The organism is Mycobacterium sp. (assembly GCF_036273375.1).
Lineage (GTDB): Bacteria > Actinomycetota > Actinomycetes > Mycobacteriales > Mycobacteriaceae > Mycobacterium.
This window is the reverse complement of sequence record NZ_DASUHS010000202.1, coordinates 1-17,607: the sequence shown is the minus strand read 5'-3', so window position 1 is coordinate 17,607 and position 17,607 is coordinate 1. Positions and strand designations below refer to the sequence as shown.

16 protein-coding genes are annotated in these 17,607 nt (G+C 62.5%); 11 read left to right on the top strand and 5 right to left on the bottom strand.

From position 1 onward, the window contains the following. Positions 1 to 464 precede the first annotated feature (464 nt). The 4 genes from VFW69_RS18445 to VFW69_RS18430 all read left to right on the top strand — a co-directional run bounded on the left by VFW69_RS18445 (position 465) and on the right by VFW69_RS18430 (position 5,102). Complete coding sequence (locus tag VFW69_RS18445) at positions 465 to 1,541, top strand: NAD-dependent epimerase/dehydratase family protein (protein WP_526503223.1); 1,077 nt, start codon at positions 465 to 467, stop codon at positions 1,539 to 1,541. Between the two features lie 2 nt (positions 1,542 to 1,543). After that, positions 1,544 to 2,662, top strand: a complete 1,119-nt coding sequence (locus VFW69_RS18440) for a spore photoproduct lyase family protein (protein ID WP_526503221.1) — start codon at positions 1,544 to 1,546, stop codon at positions 2,660 to 2,662. A gap of 325 nt (positions 2,663 to 2,987) precedes the next feature. Next, positions 2,988 to 4,121 carry an alpha/beta hydrolase gene (locus tag VFW69_RS18435; RefSeq protein ID WP_526503219.1) on the top strand — a complete coding sequence of 378 codons (1,134 nt, stop codon included), beginning with the start codon at positions 2,988 to 2,990 and terminating at the stop codon, positions 4,119 to 4,121. A gap of 582 nt (positions 4,122 to 4,703) precedes the next feature. Beyond that, on the top strand, positions 4,704 to 5,102 hold the full coding sequence (locus VFW69_RS18430) for a hypothetical protein (RefSeq protein WP_526503217.1): 399 nt from the start codon (positions 4,704 to 4,706) through the stop codon (positions 5,100 to 5,102). Positions 5,103 to 5,610: 508 nt separating this feature from the next. Here the strand turns inward: VFW69_RS18430 and VFW69_RS18425 are convergent. Beyond that, positions 5,611 to 5,805: a hypothetical protein gene (locus VFW69_RS18425; RefSeq protein WP_526503215.1), complete on the bottom strand. Its 195-nt coding sequence runs from the start codon at positions 5,803 to 5,805 to the stop codon at positions 5,611 to 5,613. A 260-nt stretch (positions 5,806 to 6,065) separates the two neighbouring features. Between VFW69_RS18425 and VFW69_RS18420 the strand changes: the two genes are divergently transcribed. The 6 genes from VFW69_RS18420 (at position 6,066) to VFW69_RS18395 (ending at position 10,823) form a co-directional block, all read left to right on the top strand. Next, a complete protein-coding gene (locus VFW69_RS18420) occupies positions 6,066 to 6,308 on the top strand; it encodes a hypothetical protein (protein ID WP_526503227.1) in 243 nt (80 codons plus the stop codon). 115 nt (positions 6,309 to 6,423) lie between these two features. After that, entirely contained in the window at positions 6,424 to 8,070 is a 1,647-nt protein-coding gene (qcrB, locus tag VFW69_RS18415; RefSeq protein ID WP_526503213.1) for a cytochrome bc1 complex cytochrome b subunit, read from the top strand. 178 nt (positions 8,071 to 8,248) lie between these two features. Continuing rightward, a complete protein-coding gene (locus VFW69_RS18410) occupies positions 8,249 to 8,485 on the top strand; it encodes a hypothetical protein (protein WP_526503211.1) in 237 nt (78 codons plus the stop codon). Positions 8,486 to 8,955: 470 nt separating this feature from the next. Beyond that, positions 8,956 to 9,414 carry an SRPBCC family protein gene (locus tag VFW69_RS18405; protein ID WP_526503209.1) on the top strand — a complete coding sequence of 153 codons (459 nt, stop codon included), beginning with the start codon at positions 8,956 to 8,958 and terminating at the stop codon, positions 9,412 to 9,414. Between the two features lie 18 nt (positions 9,415 to 9,432). Continuing rightward, a complete protein-coding gene (locus VFW69_RS18400) occupies positions 9,433 to 9,645 on the top strand; it encodes a hypothetical protein (protein WP_526503207.1) in 213 nt (70 codons plus the stop codon). A gap of 242 nt (positions 9,646 to 9,887) precedes the next feature. Beyond that, positions 9,888 to 10,823 carry a MerR family transcriptional regulator gene (locus tag VFW69_RS18395; RefSeq protein WP_526503205.1) on the top strand — a complete coding sequence of 312 codons (936 nt, stop codon included), beginning with the start codon at positions 9,888 to 9,890 and terminating at the stop codon, positions 10,821 to 10,823. Between the two features lie 225 nt (positions 10,824 to 11,048). Here the strand turns inward: VFW69_RS18395 and VFW69_RS18390 are convergent, their stop codons facing one another. Next, entirely contained in the window at positions 11,049 to 11,270 is a 222-nt protein-coding gene (locus tag VFW69_RS18390; RefSeq protein ID WP_526503203.1) for a hypothetical protein, read from the bottom strand. A gap of 345 nt (positions 11,271 to 11,615) precedes the next feature. On the opposite strand from VFW69_RS18390, the gene VFW69_RS18385 reads away from it, so the two are divergent. Continuing rightward, complete coding sequence (locus tag VFW69_RS18385) at positions 11,616 to 12,029, top strand: VOC family protein (protein ID WP_526503201.1); 414 nt, start codon at positions 11,616 to 11,618, stop codon at positions 12,027 to 12,029. Positions 12,030 to 14,379: 2,350 nt separating this feature from the next. On the opposite strand, the gene VFW69_RS18380 is transcribed toward VFW69_RS18385, so the two are convergent. From VFW69_RS18380 to VFW69_RS18370, 3 genes are all read right to left on the bottom strand, one after another. After that, positions 14,380 to 15,027, bottom strand: coding sequence for a TetR/AcrR family transcriptional regulator (locus tag VFW69_RS18380; RefSeq protein ID WP_526503225.1), 648 nt, complete (start codon positions 15,025 to 15,027; stop codon positions 14,380 to 14,382). A gap of 574 nt (positions 15,028 to 15,601) precedes the next feature. Further along, positions 15,602 to 16,261: a TetR/AcrR family transcriptional regulator gene (locus VFW69_RS18375; protein ID WP_526503199.1), complete on the bottom strand. Its 660-nt coding sequence runs from the start codon at positions 16,259 to 16,261 to the stop codon at positions 15,602 to 15,604. A gap of 7 nt (positions 16,262 to 16,268) precedes the next feature. Continuing rightward, positions 16,269 to 17,607: MMPL family transporter (locus VFW69_RS18370; protein ID WP_526503197.1), on the bottom strand; the 1,339-nt coding region annotated here is incomplete at its 5' end.

The window sequence follows — 17,607 nt, the reverse complement described above, 5'->3', positions numbered from 1 at the left end:
GAAGCCTTTCAAGCTCTCCGCAGCTACGGGCGCGCCCACGCGACTCGGCTATCCGAAATCGCCCACCAGCTCACCACCGGCACCCTGGACCCCGCCGACATTCTCAGTCATCAAGCTCGGTGACCAGCGCGTCGATGTCCTCGCTCGAGCAGGGGTGTTGGACTCGGGTTTCACCTCACGTAACCCAGATCGTATGAGAAACGGCCTCATCAGGTTTCAGCGCCGATGACACCTTGGACCGCACTCACTGGAAGCTGCGTGATGAGTGCTCGTTGTAATACCGGCGAGCCACGCACCTGTTAATGCACCGCCCAATTTTGAAGCGTTTTTGCATCGATGGCGGTGTGGGGAGTCTGCGATGGGGTACACCGGCGTGATCAGCACTTGTCAACTCAGTCAGACAGGGAGCCCCGCTGCCTGTGCCCATGCCACGTGCTGCCCCGGTGAGAAAGCGAACCCTAATCATGCGAAAGCGCATCGTCGTCATTGGAGCCAGCGGCAACGTCGGAACCGCGCTGCTGCGTAATCTGTGCGGCGCCGGGCATCAGCTGGTCGGAGTCGTGCGCCGTCCTCCCGAGCCGAAAGGTGTTTACGGCGAAGCACAATGGCTACGGCTCGACGTCGCGGACCGAGAGGCGGCACGCGATCTGGGTCGCGTATTCGACGGCGCCGATTCTGTGGTGCATCTGGCCTGGGGATTTCAACCCACCCGCAACGCGAAATATTTACGCAGCGTCGGGGTGGGCGGCACGACTGCGGTGCTGCAAGCAGCGCAGTCGGCGGGGGTGGGCCAGCTCATTCATATGTCGTCGGTCGGGACCTATGCCGCCGGTCGCTACGGCCAGCGGGTAACGGAATCATGGCCCACGACCGGAATCGCGTCGTCTGCGTACAGCCGCGACAAGTCTGCGGCGGAGTCACTGCTTGACGACTACGAACGCACGCAGACCGGCAGCGGGGTAAACATCGCGCGGATGCGCCCCGGCTTCATCGTGCAACGCGCTGCGGCCAGCGGCCTGCTGCGGTATGGGTTGCCGGGCTACATCCCGATGCGCGCCGTGCCGTTGCTGCCGCTGCTACCACTGGACCGCGACCTATGCATCCCATTGGTTCACGCCGACGACGTCGCCGAAGCCATTGTGCAAGCGATCCACCGCGGCGCGAGCGGACCATTCAACCTTGCCGCCGAGCCACCGCTGCGCAGAAACGACGTAGCGTCTGCTCTGCGCTCAAGGCCGATTCACATACCCGCCGGCGCGCTGGGCACACTCGTCGACCTGAGCTGGCGAGCCCGCCTGCAACCGGTGGACCGCGGATGGCTCGATTTAGCGTTCAGCGTTCCCCTGCTGGACTGCAGCCGTGCACGTGACGAACTCGGGTGGGTTCCGCGATGGTCATCGACGGAAGCTTTGAAGGATGTCTTGAACGGCATCGCGAATCGCGCTCACGGTCAAAGTGCGCCGCTAAGAAAGCGTTCACTGCTTGACGAACTGCGCCGCGACGCGACCCAAGGTCTGATCTCGACGCGGCGGATCCCTTAGCTATGCCCGACGCTGAATCGTCCACGCCGACCGCGGAGAACCCGTCAACAACGCCGAAGCTATGGACTCCGGCTCGCGTGCTGGTAACCCGATCGGCCTCCGAGTTGTCGCACGGCGCCACGATTGTCGCGCGATGTGAGGCCGCCGGCGTTGCGGACATCAGCGTGTTGCGCGGCGATCGGTTGCCCCCGCTGGGCGCCGACAACGATCGCGCTGCCTACGCTCTCGCCAAGCGCACGCTCGCCGTCGTCGTCGCACCGCCCAGCAAGCGTCGCCTCCAACCAATCCCGCCCAGCGCGGATTGGCGCATCGACCTCGCCCAAGGGTGTCCCGCGCACTGCCAGTACTGCTATCTCGCCGGCTCGCTGTCCGGAGCGCCGATCACCCGGGTCTACGCGAACCTGCCCGAGATACTCGCCGAGATGGACGGCCACGTCGGCCAAGGCACCATCACCTCCGCGTCCAACGAAAGAGCCGACGAGGGAACCACATTCGAGGCATCCTGTTACACTGATCCCCTAGCCCTGGAGCACCTGACCGGCTCGCTGGCGGCGATCATCACGCACGTCGGCACCCACGAGTGGTCAGCTCCGGTCGGCTTACGGTTCACCACCAAGTTCGACGACGTGGCGCCGCTGCTCGACCTGCCCCACGCCGGCCGCACCCGCGTGCGGATGTCAATGAACGCCAACGAGATCGCCGGCCGGTTCGAAGGCGGCACCGCGCGGCTGCCGCGACGCATCGCCGCGCTGCGCAAGCTGGCGCTCGCTAGTTATCCCGTCGGCCTGACCATCGCCCCGATCATGCCGATCCCGCAGTGGCGCAACGCCTATGGCGTCTTGCTACAAGACGTCGCCGATGCCGTCGCCGACATACCCGACCTCGACCTCACTGTCGAATGCATCACTCACCGCTTCACCTCGGCCAGCCGAGACGTGCTGATGGGTTGGTATCCGCGCACCAAGCTTGAGATGGACGAATCGGCCCGGACGCGCAAGTACGGCAAGTACGGGTCGGCCAAATACATCTACCCAAAGGACACCATGACCGAGCTCCGGACCTGGTTCGAGTCCGAGCTCGCAGCGGCGCTGCCGGCAGCGCGCATCCTTTACTGGACCTGACTTCCCACCGGATCGATGAGTAAGCGGAGGACCCGGGAGCGCTGGACGACGGTGACAGCGTCTGGTTTCAACCGTTCCTGATGAGGGCATGACCGCATCTATGGTCGTAGCGACCGTTGTGGCCGAGAGCTTTCTGCACGTTGCGGGACGCACGTCGTTGATGCACGGATGGGTGTTGGTGGCGGTGCAAGCCCTGGCGGGAGGCGCGCTGATCGCTGCAATGCGATGCCGTTCGCGACGCTGGCGCGTTAGGTGGATACCGCTGATGGCGGCGTTCGGTGTGCTGACGGCCATTGCCGCGCACTGGTACTTGCGGACTTCCGGCATGGCCAGCGAGCCGGCACCCTGGCAGCTGTGGGTGTGGGTTGCGCTGAGCGCGGTAGCCGTCATCACCGTCGTGGCCGGCTGGCCTGGCAGCCGGTGGCCGCGGCGTAATCTGTCGGTCTTCGCGGCGTCGGTTTGCCTTCTCAGCGCGGGCCTGACGGTCAACGGTTGGTTGGGTTACTACCCGACCGTTTACGTTGCGTGGAATCAGTTGACGGCAGGGCCGCTGCCCGACCAAACCGATTGGGCCACCGTAAGCGCGAGGCGACGCAGCGCTGTTCAGCCCACCACGGGCGCGGTGCTGGCGGTCACCATCAGTGCTGAGGCGTCGAAGTTCAGTCACCGCAAAGAATTCGTTTATCTGCCACCGGCCTGGTTCACCAGCAGCCCGCCACCACGGCTACCGGCTGTCATGATGATCGCTGGAGAGTTCAATACGCCCGCCGACTGGGCGCGCGTCGGCGACGCGGTCACTACGCTGGATGCTTTCGCCGCCGTCCACGACGGTAACGCGCCCGTGGCGATCTTCGTCGATTCCACTGGCGCGTTCGGCAATGACACCGAATGCGTTAACGGGCCCCGGGGCAACGCCGCCGATCATCTGACTAAAGAAGTCGTCCCTTACCTCGTCGCGACCTTCGGGGTGAACCAGGACCGAGCCAACTGGGGAATCGTCGGATTCTCCTCTGGCGGAACCTGCGCCATAGACCTGACGGTCATGCACCCGGCCACGTTCGGCACTTTTGTTGACATCGCTGGTGATATCAGTCCGAATGCGGGCACGAAGGCCCAGACCATCGACCGGTTGTTCGGTGGCGATCCCGCAGCGTGGTCCACTTTCGACCCCAGCACGGTCATCAGCCACACCACCTACACCGATGTCACAGGATTGTTCGTCGTTCACTCAGCCGCTGCGGTCACCGGCCAGGCTGCGCCACCCACGCCCGATAGCTACGACATCGCCGCGAATACGCTGTGCGCATTGGGCAAATCCCACGGCATAAGGTGCGCCGTGCTAGCACTAGGGGGAAGGCACGTGTGGCCCTTCGCTGCTGCCGCGTTCGCGGCGACATTGCCGTGGCTGGCCGGCGAGCTCAACACCCCCGGCGTTCCCCCATTACCATTTGGCAATTGACTCGTAGATGAGACGCATTCGGCGATTGAACCCAATCGGTGCCGCATCAGCCAGTCAGTCTCACAACAGATCGTGAAGCCTCGCGATTGCGCGGCAGATACATGCACGCCGCTTGACCACTCACAGCGACCGGGGTGGAGCCGCTCGGCGTCGATCACCCGCTGCGCCAGCCAACCGCCGGAAGTCATTATGCCGCAATGAGGCTCGGCCAGGCGCTTGACACCCAGCACTATCAACACCCCCATGGGCGAGAGCAACTGCCGCGTTGCCGGAGCTACCACATTAACGTTTCACGCAATCGCCTGTGGGTACCTGACCGTCAGCGAACAGGGCCGACATGCCCTCGAACCGGAGACACGACGTGAATTCGATACACCAGGCTGAAAGCAGACTCGGTGGCTTCGCGGCACCGGTCAGGAATGGGGTGCCAGCGAGCGGCGGCACGGCCGAATCAAAGGTCGCCTTTGGCGTTACCGGGTCATTTCCGGCGCACTCTGCCGATGACGCCTTTGCACCGCGCTCGGCGACGTCTAGACCGGGTCTGTCCGGAGCCGATAGGGCAAGAGCGGTAGGACAGCACTGATGGCGCATTCGACTGTTCGAGACTTCCGATTCTGCTTCAACCCCACCTACCGGATAGCCGGTCGCCTGTTTGGGATTAGCGACGGGTCGTGTGTGGTCCAGGTGGGAGCGGACGACCTGTACGCGCGTTTCGGTCCGTGGACGATCCAAACTCCCCTCACCAACATCGCGACGGTGACGCTCACCGGGCCCTATGCGTTCGTCAAGACGGCAGGTCCCGCCCGCCTATCGATCAAAGATCGTGGGCTGACCTTCGCTACCAATAACGCGCGGGGCATATTCGTTGAGTTCGTACGGCCAATCAGGGGAATCGACCCCTTCGGGTGGTTGCGTCATCCGAACCTCACACTGACGGTGGCCGACCCCAAAGGGCTCGCGGCACTGCTCAAGCCTCGGTAGGAGCGGAAAAGGGGGGCAATTGTGCCTGGCGTGCGAGCGTCGGCCGGGAGCTGAAACCTGTGCAGGACACTGTTACTCGCCCTCCTGTGCCTAGAGCGCGGATCGCGTGCCAGTGCGCGGCAACGTTTCGCCGTCAACGGCGGCTGGCCCAGCCCGTCGGTCTACTGACAGGTCATTCGGCCGTAGTCTCGGAGGTCGTTTGATGGCGATTTTTGGAGTCGTTGTTGGGTCCGGATGACTTGGTCCGCTCACAACATCGGCAGTTCCTCGGACGTTGGTGGTGGGCGGGCGAGACGACCCGTCGGGCGCTCGTGGTTCGGTGCCCACACCGTTACTTGGTCTGGTGTGGCATGGTTCTCAAGCGCCTGCGTATCTGACAGCACGCCCAAAGACTAAGCAGCATAGAAGGATTCGTCTGCAACAGGGAGCGCACGCAACGGCTTGCGCTATCGTGTAGCCGAACAGCGAACGGGTGGCGCGGCACGCACCCGTTTGCGGCTCCACTAGCTTAGGCAGCACCGATCACCGTGCGCGGCGTACGCCCCCGGCCCACCGACGTCGGCGCCGCAGTCCAGAATGCCTCCCCGAGGGCAAGGGCGAGCTGATCGATCAGGCAATCGAGCGCCACCGCGCTGCCACAGCCTCGACAAGCAGCGGGTACGTAAAACGACGGCCCGAGGTCGGTCGCCACCTGAGCTTCCATTCCGCGACGGTGTCGAATTCCGCAATCGTCGCCTCGCGTACGAGCCGAGCTCCGCTCGGGTAGGGCGCCGACTTCCGCCGTGATGAGCGCTCCGATACGCGTCACGGTGAGGACAAGTCCTTGCGCACCGTGGCGCGGACTAGGCCGCTCGCGCCGCAACCCAGATCTGCAACGTTTTTGCATCGATTGAGGATTAGCGGCCCGTGAGGCGGGTAGACCTCGATATCGAGGTCCTTCCGGACCGCAGAACGGAGTATGGCGTGTCTTTCGTCGAGGGGTTCAAGCTCAAGGCCGGGGCGCTGGTCGCCAAGGCGAAGGGCAAGGCAGCAGCCATGGAGTCCGGCGCGGACCGTGCAACCGGCCTTCACGTGGCGACCTCTCGGGCCGGCAAGAACGGTGAGGACGGCACTTATGTGGGCCGAACGGGTTCTGACGTTGCTCTCGATGTCGAGGAGAGCGGCGCGGAAGCACGCAGCGAACAGAACAGGAATGCAGGCAAATGATTAGTAAAAATGGGCGCGCGCAGGTCGCCGCAGCTTTGCTCACATACCGTCCGGCCCATCGGGCCAACAGCGACGTCATCGAGCCCGCCGGACCGGCATCCTGAGACCACACGTCATGACCACAAAGCTATCCGAAACCGTTGCGGCACAAGGCGATGCGATCGACTCGCGATACCATCCGTCCGCGGCTGTGCGCCGGCAGCTGAACAAGGTCTTCCCGACCCATTGGTCGTTTCTGTTGGGCGAGATCGCGCTGTACAGCTTCATCGTGCTGCTGATCACCGGCGTGTACCTGACGCTGTTTTTCGACCCCTCGATGACCGAGGTCACCTACAACGGCGTCTACCAGCCGCTGCGCGGCGTAGAGATATCGCGCGCGTACGAGTCAGCGCTCAACATCTCATTCGAAGTCCGCGGTGGGCTGTTCGTCCGCCAGGTCCATCATTGGGCTGCGCTGATCTTCGCCGCATCGATCATGGTGCATCTGGCACGCACCTTCTTCACCGGCGCATTCCGGCGGCCACGCGAGGCCAACTGGGTCATCGGTGCGGTGCTGCTGATCTTGGCCATGTTCGAGGGTTATTTCGGCTACACCCTGGCCGACGACTTGCTCTCGGGCACGGGTCTTCGGGCGGCGTTTTCGTCAATCACTTTGGGCGTCCCGGTTATCGGTAGCTGGCTGCACTGGTTGCTGTTCAGTGGGGATTTCCCAGGCGACATCATCATCCCCCGCCTGTACGCGTTGCACATCCTGCTGCTGCCCGGCATTATCCTGGCGCTGATCGGGGCGCACCTGGCGCTGGTGTGGTTCCAGAAGCACACCCAATTCCCCGGCCCGGGGCGCACCGAGAAAAACGTCGTCGGCGTGCGGGTGATGCCGGTGTTCGCCGCCAAGTCCGGCGCCTTTTTCGCCGTGATCGTCGCCATCCTGGGCCTGATGGGCGGTCTGTTGCAGATCAACCCGATCTGGCAATACGGCCCGTACAAAGTCTCGCAGATATCGGCGGGCAGCCAGCCCGACTTTTACATGATGTGGACCGACGGGCTGATTCGCCTGTGGCCGCCGTGGGAATTTTATATCGGCCACCACACGGTACCCGCCGCCGTCGCGGTTGCGGTGCTGATGGGCGTGATCTTCGCGTTGCTGATCGTCTACCCGTTCCTGGAACGGAGATTCAGCGGCGACACCGCGCACCACAACCTGCTGCAGCGTCCGCGCGACGTCCCGGTTCGTACCAGCATCGGTGCTATGGCGATCGCGTTCTACATCGTGCTCACCTTCAGCGCGATGAATGACATCATTGCCTACAAATTCAACATCTCGCTCAACGCGACGACATGGATCGGCCGCATTGGCATGGTAGTGCTACCGCCCATCGTCTACTTCGCCACCTACCGGTGGTGTATTGCGTTGCAGCGCAGTGACCGTGAAGTTCTCGAGCATGGTGTGGAGACCGGAATCATCAGGCGGCTACCGCATGGCGCCTACATCGAACTACACCAGCCGCTCGGGCCTGTCGACGAGCACGGGCACCCGATACCGCTGGAGTATCAGGCCGCCGCGGTGCCCAAGCGGATGAACAAACTAGGTCTCGGCGGGTCGCCGGGCTCGGGCAGCTTCCTGTTCGCCGATCCGCCTGCCGAGGACGTGGCGGTGCGCGAGGCGGCGCACTCGGCCGACCGCAGGGCCCTAGCCGCGCTACAGAAACGCCAGGCCGACATCAGCCGCGACGGATCCCCCAACGGTCAAACGAAAAGATGATTACTTGGATTGGGAGCGCCTACATTACCTGCCCTTTCATGGGCCGCCGACGGATCGCCGTGCTCGGTGCGTGGACTAACTAAGGAGGAAGGCAACGGTGGACACACGTCAAAACCCGACCGATCATGCACGGACTACGCAACCCCGTGCCGGGGAATGGTTCAAGAACTCTCGTGACGTGTTGGGACTCATATTGCTAGCGCTGAGTGTGCTGGCGGTGGTGGGTTGCCTGGCCGCAGCGGCCTACGGGCACACAGGATGGGCGATCGCGATGGGGGGCTCCGCGGTCGCCGGCGGCACTGCCGGCATGGCGTGGCTGCTGGTCGAAAGTCGCCGCGTCCGCCGCCTCGAAGCGACGCGGTTGTCCGGCGGTCACGAGGGACGCCCGGACGATACCACGAGCGGCCCGCTGTGATGCGACAGTCGCTCCTGAGCTGTAAACGCTTGCAAGCGTTGGGTAGTCGGTCACCAAGCCCCTACCAGAACCACTTGCACCGAATGGCCCTGGCCGGCAGACCAACAGCGAATTGAATTCTTATGTCTAACAGTAGATGTCGCAACGGCAACGAGGTCCAATCGAAAAGCCATGGCGCGATGGTGGGCAAGTCTGCAGCCTGGCGGTGTCGCCGGCACTGTAGCGTCTGTGCCCACCTGTGTGCGAGCGCGCGGCCGGATCCCGTACCGCAGTTCCCAGCTACGCAATGTCGACGGAACTGGTTGGCGTGCAGCCATTGCCATATTGTCGCCGCCGGGGCGGGGCCGAATCATTGCAAAGGTTTTGCCGAGGTTTCCGCGCTTTGGTGGCGGGTAGAACTCCATGGGGCGATGAAGCCGTCATCCGGCGGCGGGTGACCCAGGGTTGCCCTTTGAGATAAGGAGGTAGTCATGACATCAGTAACTGAGTCGGTCGACGTGGAGGTGCCGATTTCGGTGGTCTACAACCAGTGGACCCAATTTGAGTCCTTCCCCGAATTCATGGGTGGGGTCAAGCAGATCACTCAGAGCGATGACCGACACACGCATTGGGTGACCAGTATCGGCGGTGCAGACCGTGAATTCGATACCGAGGTGACCGAGCAGCACCCCGAGGAACGGGTGGCGTGGAAGAGCACGGATGGCACCACTCATGCCGGCGTGATCACGTTTCATCGGCTGGGCGAGAAGAAGACTCGCGTTACAGCGCAAATCGATTGGCAGCCCGAAGGTTTGGTCGAGAAGGCAGGAGCGACGTTGGGGTTCGACGACCGGCAGGTGAAATCGGACCTGAAACGGTTCAAGGAGTTCATCGAGTCGCGCGGGGGCGAGACAGGTGGATGGCGCGGCGACGTGCCCGCCGGGTCCTGATAGCTAAGGAATTGTGCAATGGCCGATTACGAACGTCGCCAACAGGTGAACGCGTTCTCCGATGAGTTGTTCGACTACCTGGCTCAGGTGCAGAACCTGCCGCGCTACTCCTCGGCGATGACCAGCGCCGAACCGGCCTACGGCGACGCAGCGAGAGCGCCCACGCCAGCAGCGGCTCGGTCGTCACTTCTTAAGCTGAGTTCGCGATGCAAGGAAGCGCCACGCTCCTAACCGGGCGATAAAAATCCTATTTGAGAAGTTCGGCCCGGAACCCATACGGCACATACCGCCCCGCCTCTAAGCACGGTCAGACGACCCCGCAATGCGAAATCGATGCAACAATCGATGCCGATGATGCATTTGGCAAGGGAGGCGGTTGGTCGTCGGCGGGAGCGGTTGGTTACGCCTGTCCCGGCCTCGTCTACGGCGTTACAGCAGCGATTCGCGGCACCGGATGCGGACCGGTGGGTCGCATGACCCCCCGCGACGGCGGCCACGGCCCTGTGCGCCGTGCCCAGCACGCTGGTTCGGCAGACGCGGTTGCCGGCGCTTCGGATCGCGGTAGCGGTTTTGCTGACCAGGCGAACGTGACTCGTTATACCGTGGGAGCCGTCGCGCATCGACTCGGTGTGCCGACCGCGACGCTTCGGAGTTGGAGCCACCGCTACGGTTTGGGCCCGATTGAGCATGCGCCGGGCAAACACCGCGTCTACACGGAGTCCGACATCACAGCCCTGCGCCACATGAGTGAGTTGATCGCTCAAGGCGCCAACGCACGGAGCGCTGCAAGCGCAGCGATGCAAGCCCTGGTGCCGCCGCCGACGCAAACAACCGCACTGCTGGCTGCCCTGTTCGCGCTTGACGAGCTTTCTGCTGGCCGCATCCTCGAACGGCACCTGCGCCACTACGGGGTGCTTGAAACCTGGGACTTTTTGATTCGGCCCGTCTTCGCCGAAATCGACAACCAGCAAGCCGCAGGGGAACGGTGCATTGACATCGAACACTTCCTGTCATGGACCGTGGTGAGCTGTCTGCAGCGCTCACCAGTGACGCCCACCGATACACCGACGGTCATATTGGCTTGCACCGAGGAAGACAGGCACACTCTGGCGCTGGAAGCGCTTCGTGCCGCGTTGTCCGAGCGGGGTCACGCGGCATTGATGTTGGGTGCAGCGGTCCCGGCCGCAGCGATCATCGATGCGCTGACGCGGCGCCCTGACCCAATCCCCGTGGTGCTGTGGGCGCAGACCCATAGCACGGCCGACGCGGCCGCCATCAAGGCGATCCGCGCAGCACGCGCTCGCGTGATGGCCGCCGGCCCTGGCTGGGATTCAATGCGCTTGCCGACCGGGGTGACCCAACTGCACTCCCTTGACGACGCCATCCAACGCCTGACCGCCCCTGACTGACTTGATCCCGCTCAACATTCGATGCGTGACCCCCGGTGAGCATCGTGGCCATTCAGTTGGCACCCGCTCCGGTGGGCAGGCGGACTACCGGCATCGCGCGGTCGGTTTTGTACGAGTGGGGGTCTGGATCAAAATGGCGGAAGTCTTTTTCTCATCTTGTTGGCGGATCCGACAACCATACGGTCGTCCAAGTCCGATGCCAGCGCGGCGAGCGCGACCAGCTTGTCAAGGTTCCTCCAGGTCCTCGCAGCGAAGTTCACCGATGTCGAGCCAGCACGTTGACCGTCGTCGACGAACACCTGCAGCCATCCACCGAACCACCTGCCACTCCACGAGATCCGGCATCGGATTGTTATCAGCCGCTCCACCAAGCAGCGACTCGTACCACCACTGACTTCTCTCCACATCGGTCACCGCAACAACCGCCAAGACATGTTCGATCGACACGAAATACTCCTTTCGGGGCCGCCTGAGCAACCGAACGACAAAGATTGCTTCAGCCCGCAAGGGATCCTTGAGTGACACGGTCGTGCGTGATTTCGCGCGCCGGCGGCGGGCTCATAGTACGGCTGTGGTGTGCTTTTCGCGCCCGTGCCTCCTAGTCACACCGGATCCCGGACACGACCCCAGAGCGCTACTACGTGATGGAAGTCGCGGGGCGCGAGTCCCGTCAACAACACTGCCTCAAATAAGATTCGGCTAACGAAGACACCACACTGCCTGTAGCGGCCGCTGTCGGAGCAGGATGCGACGATCGCCGAACTCAATCGAATCTCGCAGAAACGGGACGTTATGGATGTGCAGTTCATCACCAGCGTCGCTGTGATCACCCCCGACCCGAGCGTCAGCCGCAGTTTGTACGTCGACGCGCTTGGCTTGCCCCTGACCTCGGAAGGTGACGGCTACCTGCACAGTGAAGACATTGACGGTTGCAAGTCCTTCGGGGTCTGGTCACTGACTCAGGCTGCGCGGGCGTGCTTCGGCTCGCCTGACTGGCCAGAGGAGCGGCCGGTGCCGCAGGCGAGCATCGAGTTCGAGGTCGCCGACACTGATGCCGTCCAGGTCGCTGCGGACGAGTTAAAGGAGAGGGGCTTCACGCTGCTGCACGATGCACGCACCGAGCCCTGGGGACAGACCGTCGCTCGACTGCAGTCAAGCGAGGGTGCGATCATCGGCCTCTCGTACGCGCCCTCGATGCATCCGTAGCGCCAAGGAAGATGTGCCTGCCGACCGGCTGACGGGCGAGCGCGACAGTCAATTCATGATGTCGGAGGGGCACGGCGCGCGTATGGGTGCCATCAAGTACTGGGCCCCGGGCGTCGGCAAGCAGATGCCGGACCCACCTGGATCGCGACGAAGGCGCAGATCATGCAGGCCCAAAGCATAGTGAAACCCGCAGAACCGCAGGCGAATCGCTGACCTGATTTACACCACTCGATGGGGCATAACCTTCGAGGGCGTGGGACCCGCTATGTGAGTGGCTCGTGATTCGACTTCCCGATGGATGGCGGCCCACGTTGACATTGCGTCAACCACTCGTCGGCGCGCAACGTATCGGGCTGCTCGTCGGCGATGCAACGCTCGCCGCCAAAGCGGGGTTAACGGTGCAGAAACCGGTACAGCGCGACGAGGAGCCCGAGCACCATTAACAGATGGATGACCCTGAACGCAACGGAGGCAACAACGAGCTGGCCGAATTCAAGAGCCTGCGCGACACATGGACCCATGATTCAGCGTAGATGCAGACGGCGAGGTGCGCGGCCTAGCCGTCAGCGACTCGTCAAGTGGGTTGGCCCCATTCGTGTGCGTGAACCTCGGACGCATCACTCGGTACCCAGTCAAACCGAGAGCTGCCCGGGCTGACGTGCGCTGTGGTCCTCGGGCTCGCCTTCAAACTAGGCGTGCGCCTCCTGAGTCGCCACCGCGCGTCAGGTCACTGCGGACGGCGATGTCAATTCGGCGCGGTTTACGTTGCGGACCCCCGGCCCGCGAGGATCATCGGGCCAGCCGGCCAATTTAGAGGAAGCGCTCCACGGTTCCGGGGGATGTTCACCGTTCGTTAGCCTGCAAGGTGCCCCCCAACCGCAGGCGACGCCATAGTCGTTGATTCATCTGATGAAAACAAGCAGTTCATCATGGATAACTGCTGTTATTCACCATTTGCTGGTCGTGGGATGCTCCGCGACAGCTAACTCCGCTTGATGGTGGGCCCCAATTGCCCTGGTGCACGACGTACTTAGCGAATCCAACAGCCTGAGGCCGAGAGCGCGGGTACCGCCCAAAGCAATGCTCAATGCCTAGGCCCACTAACTAGATTCTTATCTTGGTGGCGGATCCGCCATTTCGGCGTCACGAAGATGAGAATTCCGCCAAGTCGGACGAGAACCACAGTGCCCGTAGGTTCTCGTTCCCGGTGACGGATCGTGATGCCTCTACCTGTAGCTTTTGCAGGATTCTCATCGAAATGGCGGATGTGTTTTTCTCATCTTCGTGGCGGATCCTATAACCGTGCGGTTGTACCGAATGTGGCCGGCCAGATCGCAGATCTTAAGTCGACGGTGAATCTCCCTGCCAGTCCTCGACTACCCGATCGATGACATGTCGCCGGGCGCCTCCAACGCGATGCGCTGCATGAGCTCGGCGATACCAGTATCGGGCCGACACGCGAACGGCACGTCGACGAACATTGAATCCGCACTGGGGCCATAAAGACCGACTTGCTCGAATAGCACCTGACCTTCACGCTCGTAACGGTGCGCTACATATTTACGAATAGTGCGGCACTTGGTGCCATCGTGGCCATTACCGGAGCGAAAACGCAACGGGGTCAGCTAACGAAGGATCAGCAGCCCCGCGTCGCCACACGTGGAGGAGACGGGACGAGCAGCGCACACCGCACCAAGAGTTCCTGTCCTACCTCAACGACTGAGGCGGATTTCTCGCCCGCGCAGCGAGGCCGATGAACCGAACGCAGACACAGGTAGAACATTTGAATCGATGGCCGATCGCCGGGTGGTGTTCGGCGATTAAGTTGGCGAAGTCGACGGTCCGAGTGGTACCGGACGGTCTTCTCGGCCGAAGGTCTTCCCCGACCCGGTGGGTGCGCAATCCGAGAATCACCGAAGAATGCCATACTCAGCTTCGAGTGTGGCGACGAAAGCCCCCGAGTGCGACGGATACCCGACGGGGTTCACTGCTGAGTGCGCGTGCATACCACTGCAAATGGTGTCGGCTTGCGACATCGGCAAACCCAGTGCCGCAATGCTATTGCAGCGCAGTGCAGTGCGACCCCGCAGGTGGTTGAGATCGCCCTCAACGAACTAACAGGCCCCCATATTGCCGAACGCGTCAGCGCGCGTCTTGGAACCCCCGATCTATCGCGAAGCCCCATTAGACGTTCTCGGCGACGATGAGGACCAGAAGACGGTGTTCCGGCCGTTGGCTGAGTTGCCCTCCCGCGAGGCGGAATTCGACGCAACCCGGCGACTAGTCCGCGATCTCGAAGACCTGGCGGCGTGGCTGCGTCGTAGCGTCGAAGGTCGCGGGTAGGCGCGCCTCAGTTGCCTTCGTGGTCGGGCCGCCACATACGGCGGTCCAGAAGGATTGGCCGCACCCGTTCGATGGCGGCCGACATCTCCTGGTAACCCTGGACGTAGCCCGCGTAAAGACCCAGCCCGAACAGCACAACCAGCAGCGCTTCGGCCATTTCCGACGCATCGGTTTCCGCGTCGAGTTCACCACGCTCGACTGCGTCGTTGACGACGCGGTAGAGAAATTCTCGACTGATTCGCACGGTATCGTTTCCGCTGCCAGTCCATTCCGGATGGCGCTGCGACTCAAGGATTCCGGTGACTAGTAGCGCCGATCCCGCGGGACACGCCGAATTCGCGTTTACCGCGGCGGCGATGAATGTGCTCAGCCGTGCCGTCAGCGTGGTCTCGCGTTCGGCCTGATTGATGCCGGCTCTGAGGACGGTGTCGTTGGTGGCATCAAGCACTGCGCGATATAGCGTCTGCTTGCTCGAGAAGTAGTGGTTGATTGCCGGTCTGGTTAGGCGGGCACGTTCGGCGATAGCTTGAAATGTTGCCCCGTCGTAGCCGCGCTCGCTAAAGACTAACCGAGCGGCGTGCATGATTCGCAGCCGCGTTTCATCAGCCTCTGCGGCGGGCGGGCGTCCTGGCCTCCGCTTGATTGACCCTGGCATTGCTAGAGTGTGCCACCGCCACGGTGCGGTGTCGGCGGATTCCGTGGAATCCCGCCGACCCTTCGGATGATAGCTACGTAAACGCCTGATTAACCGCAGCGCATTTCTCCGAAAAAGCCGAGTCCGTCCGTCGCTCACCAGAAGCACATCGACGGCCATCGCTCGGCACGGCCAGCTGAACTGACGCCAAACGCGATAACTGACGCATCACAGTGGCAGCAGGCTTCGCTGGGTTGCGTCTTTTGACAGCCATGGCAGTTGCGAGATGTATCAGCGCCAACGTTGAATAACGCGACCTCGCACCAGACCGGCGACGCCATCTCCCCGCAATTTGTTAAGCTTCTGAAATACAGCCGAAATTAATTGCAGAACAGGAACTTTCACAGCCGATGATCCGGAACCTGTCATGGAAGGTCGTCAATATCCATGGTGTTCGGTACGCGTATCGGCGTCTTGTCATCTCACTACACACTCGACGGGTCAGATCCCGCTAGCCCACGCAAATCCAGTTTCACGAACCCAGCCGTCATTCTTCGTAGTCCCTTCAGCGCCTGTCGTCGAGGTTGCGCAGGTGCTACTCGTCGCTCCCGCCACCACCCTTGGTGTTCGCCGCGCAAACCGCAGGCAGAATAAGCGTGTCGATGACCTGCCGGGCGAAGTTCGCGTCGACCCTCTGACCGTTGATGACCCGCATCAGCCCCAGCCCCGTCAAGGTGTCGGCGATGAGGGACCAGTCCCGGTCGGCTGCGACCTCGCCACGGGCCGCGGCCTGTTGGAGGATGGCCGTCACCACGCGCCTGCCCTTCGGCAGCATCAGGTCGTCGAGGGCTGAGGCGAGTTGCTGATCGTGCACCGCCTCCATCGCCACTCGCAGCACCAGATCGTTGGAGATCAAGTCGTCGTCGGTACGCGCGACACGTTCAACCAGCGCGTCCAAATCGCCGGCAAGGCTGCCGGTGTCCGGGACATCGTCCTCGACGAGGTCGGGCCGCCAGTACACAAGCGCATCGGTCATCAACGCGGCCTTCGACGACCAGCGGCGGTATATCGCGGCTTTACCGACACCGGCTCGCGCCGCGACGTCGTTCATATTGGTGTCGTTGTACCCGTTCTCGGCCAATGCGGCCAGCGCGGCGTTGAGGATCGCGGGATCGCGCGATCGATCGAGCCGGCCTTGGGTACGTTGGCGCAGCTTCGATTCGGCGTCTGCCTGACATCCCGATCCACCGACCAAGACTCCATCACCACCCTGCCTGACCGGTCCGCGACACTGACGCGGTCGTTGCCAGAATGGGCGCGGTGTTGTCGTCGGCCGGCGGTGGTTCGGACCCGCAGCGGCCACGCCTGGTGATCTCAAAGGTGTTGAGCGGCCACCAGAACCAGCGGCCCAGCGCCGCAGCGATCGATGGCGTCATGAACGCCCGCACGATCAACGTGTCGACAACCAGGCCGATACCGATGGTCATGCCGAGCTGACCGACCACGCGCAGGTCGCTGACGATCATCGCCATCATGGTGAAGGCAAACACCAAGCCGGCTGCGGTGACAACGCGTCCGGTGGCCCCGATGCCTCGGATGATGCCCGTGTTGAGCCCGGCGGGTATCTCTTCTTTGAAGCGCGAGACCACCAGGAGATTGTAATCCGAACCCACTGCCAGCAGGATCACCATCGACAACGGGATCACGATCCACTGCACGCCCAGGCCCAGGATGTCCTGCCAGAGCAGGACCGACAAACCGCAGGCGGTACCCAAGGATGCCGCCACGGTTCCGACGATCACGACGGCAGCCACCACGCTTCGAGTGATCAACAACATGATCGCGAAAATCAGGATCATCGCCGCGACGATCGTAATTGCGAGGTCGGTGACGACGCCGTCCTGCATATCGGCATACAGCGATGCGGTGCCGGCGAGTGAGACCTTCGCATTACTCAGCGGGGTGCCCTTGAGGGCGTCTGCGACAACACCTTTGAGGCCCCGGACATGTTCGATACCCTGCACCGAGGCGGGGTCGCCCTGGTGAGTGATGATCATCCGGACCGCCTTGCCATCGGGCGACATGAACATCTTCATCCCACGTTTGAAGTCAGGATTGTCGAACACATCCGGTGGCAGGTAGAACAAATCGTCATTCTTGGCCTGGTCGAAGTACAGGCCTATCTCCGTTGCGCCTTTAGCCAGCTCCTGTTGCTGGGCCTGGGTGCCGGCCTGGGTGCTGTGGGTCGCGATCATGAAGTCGCGCATTTTTGTCATCGAGTCGATGGTTTTCTGCAGAACCGGCAGCATCTGCGGCAGCAAATGATCCAAACGGTCCAAATCGCTGGTGAGGCCTTGGATTTGGTCAGCGAGTGCGTCGATCCCGTCCAGTGTGTCGAAGATTGACCGCAGTGAAAAGCAGATCGGGATGTCATAGCAGTGCTTTTCCCAGTAGAAGTAGCTGCGCAGCGGACGGAAGAAATCCTCGAAGTCGGCGACGTTCTGGCGCAATTGATTGGTGATGTCCGTCATCTCGTGGGTCCTGCCAACCATGCTGTGCGTGACTTCGGTCATCTCCTTGGTGATGGCGTACATGCGTTGC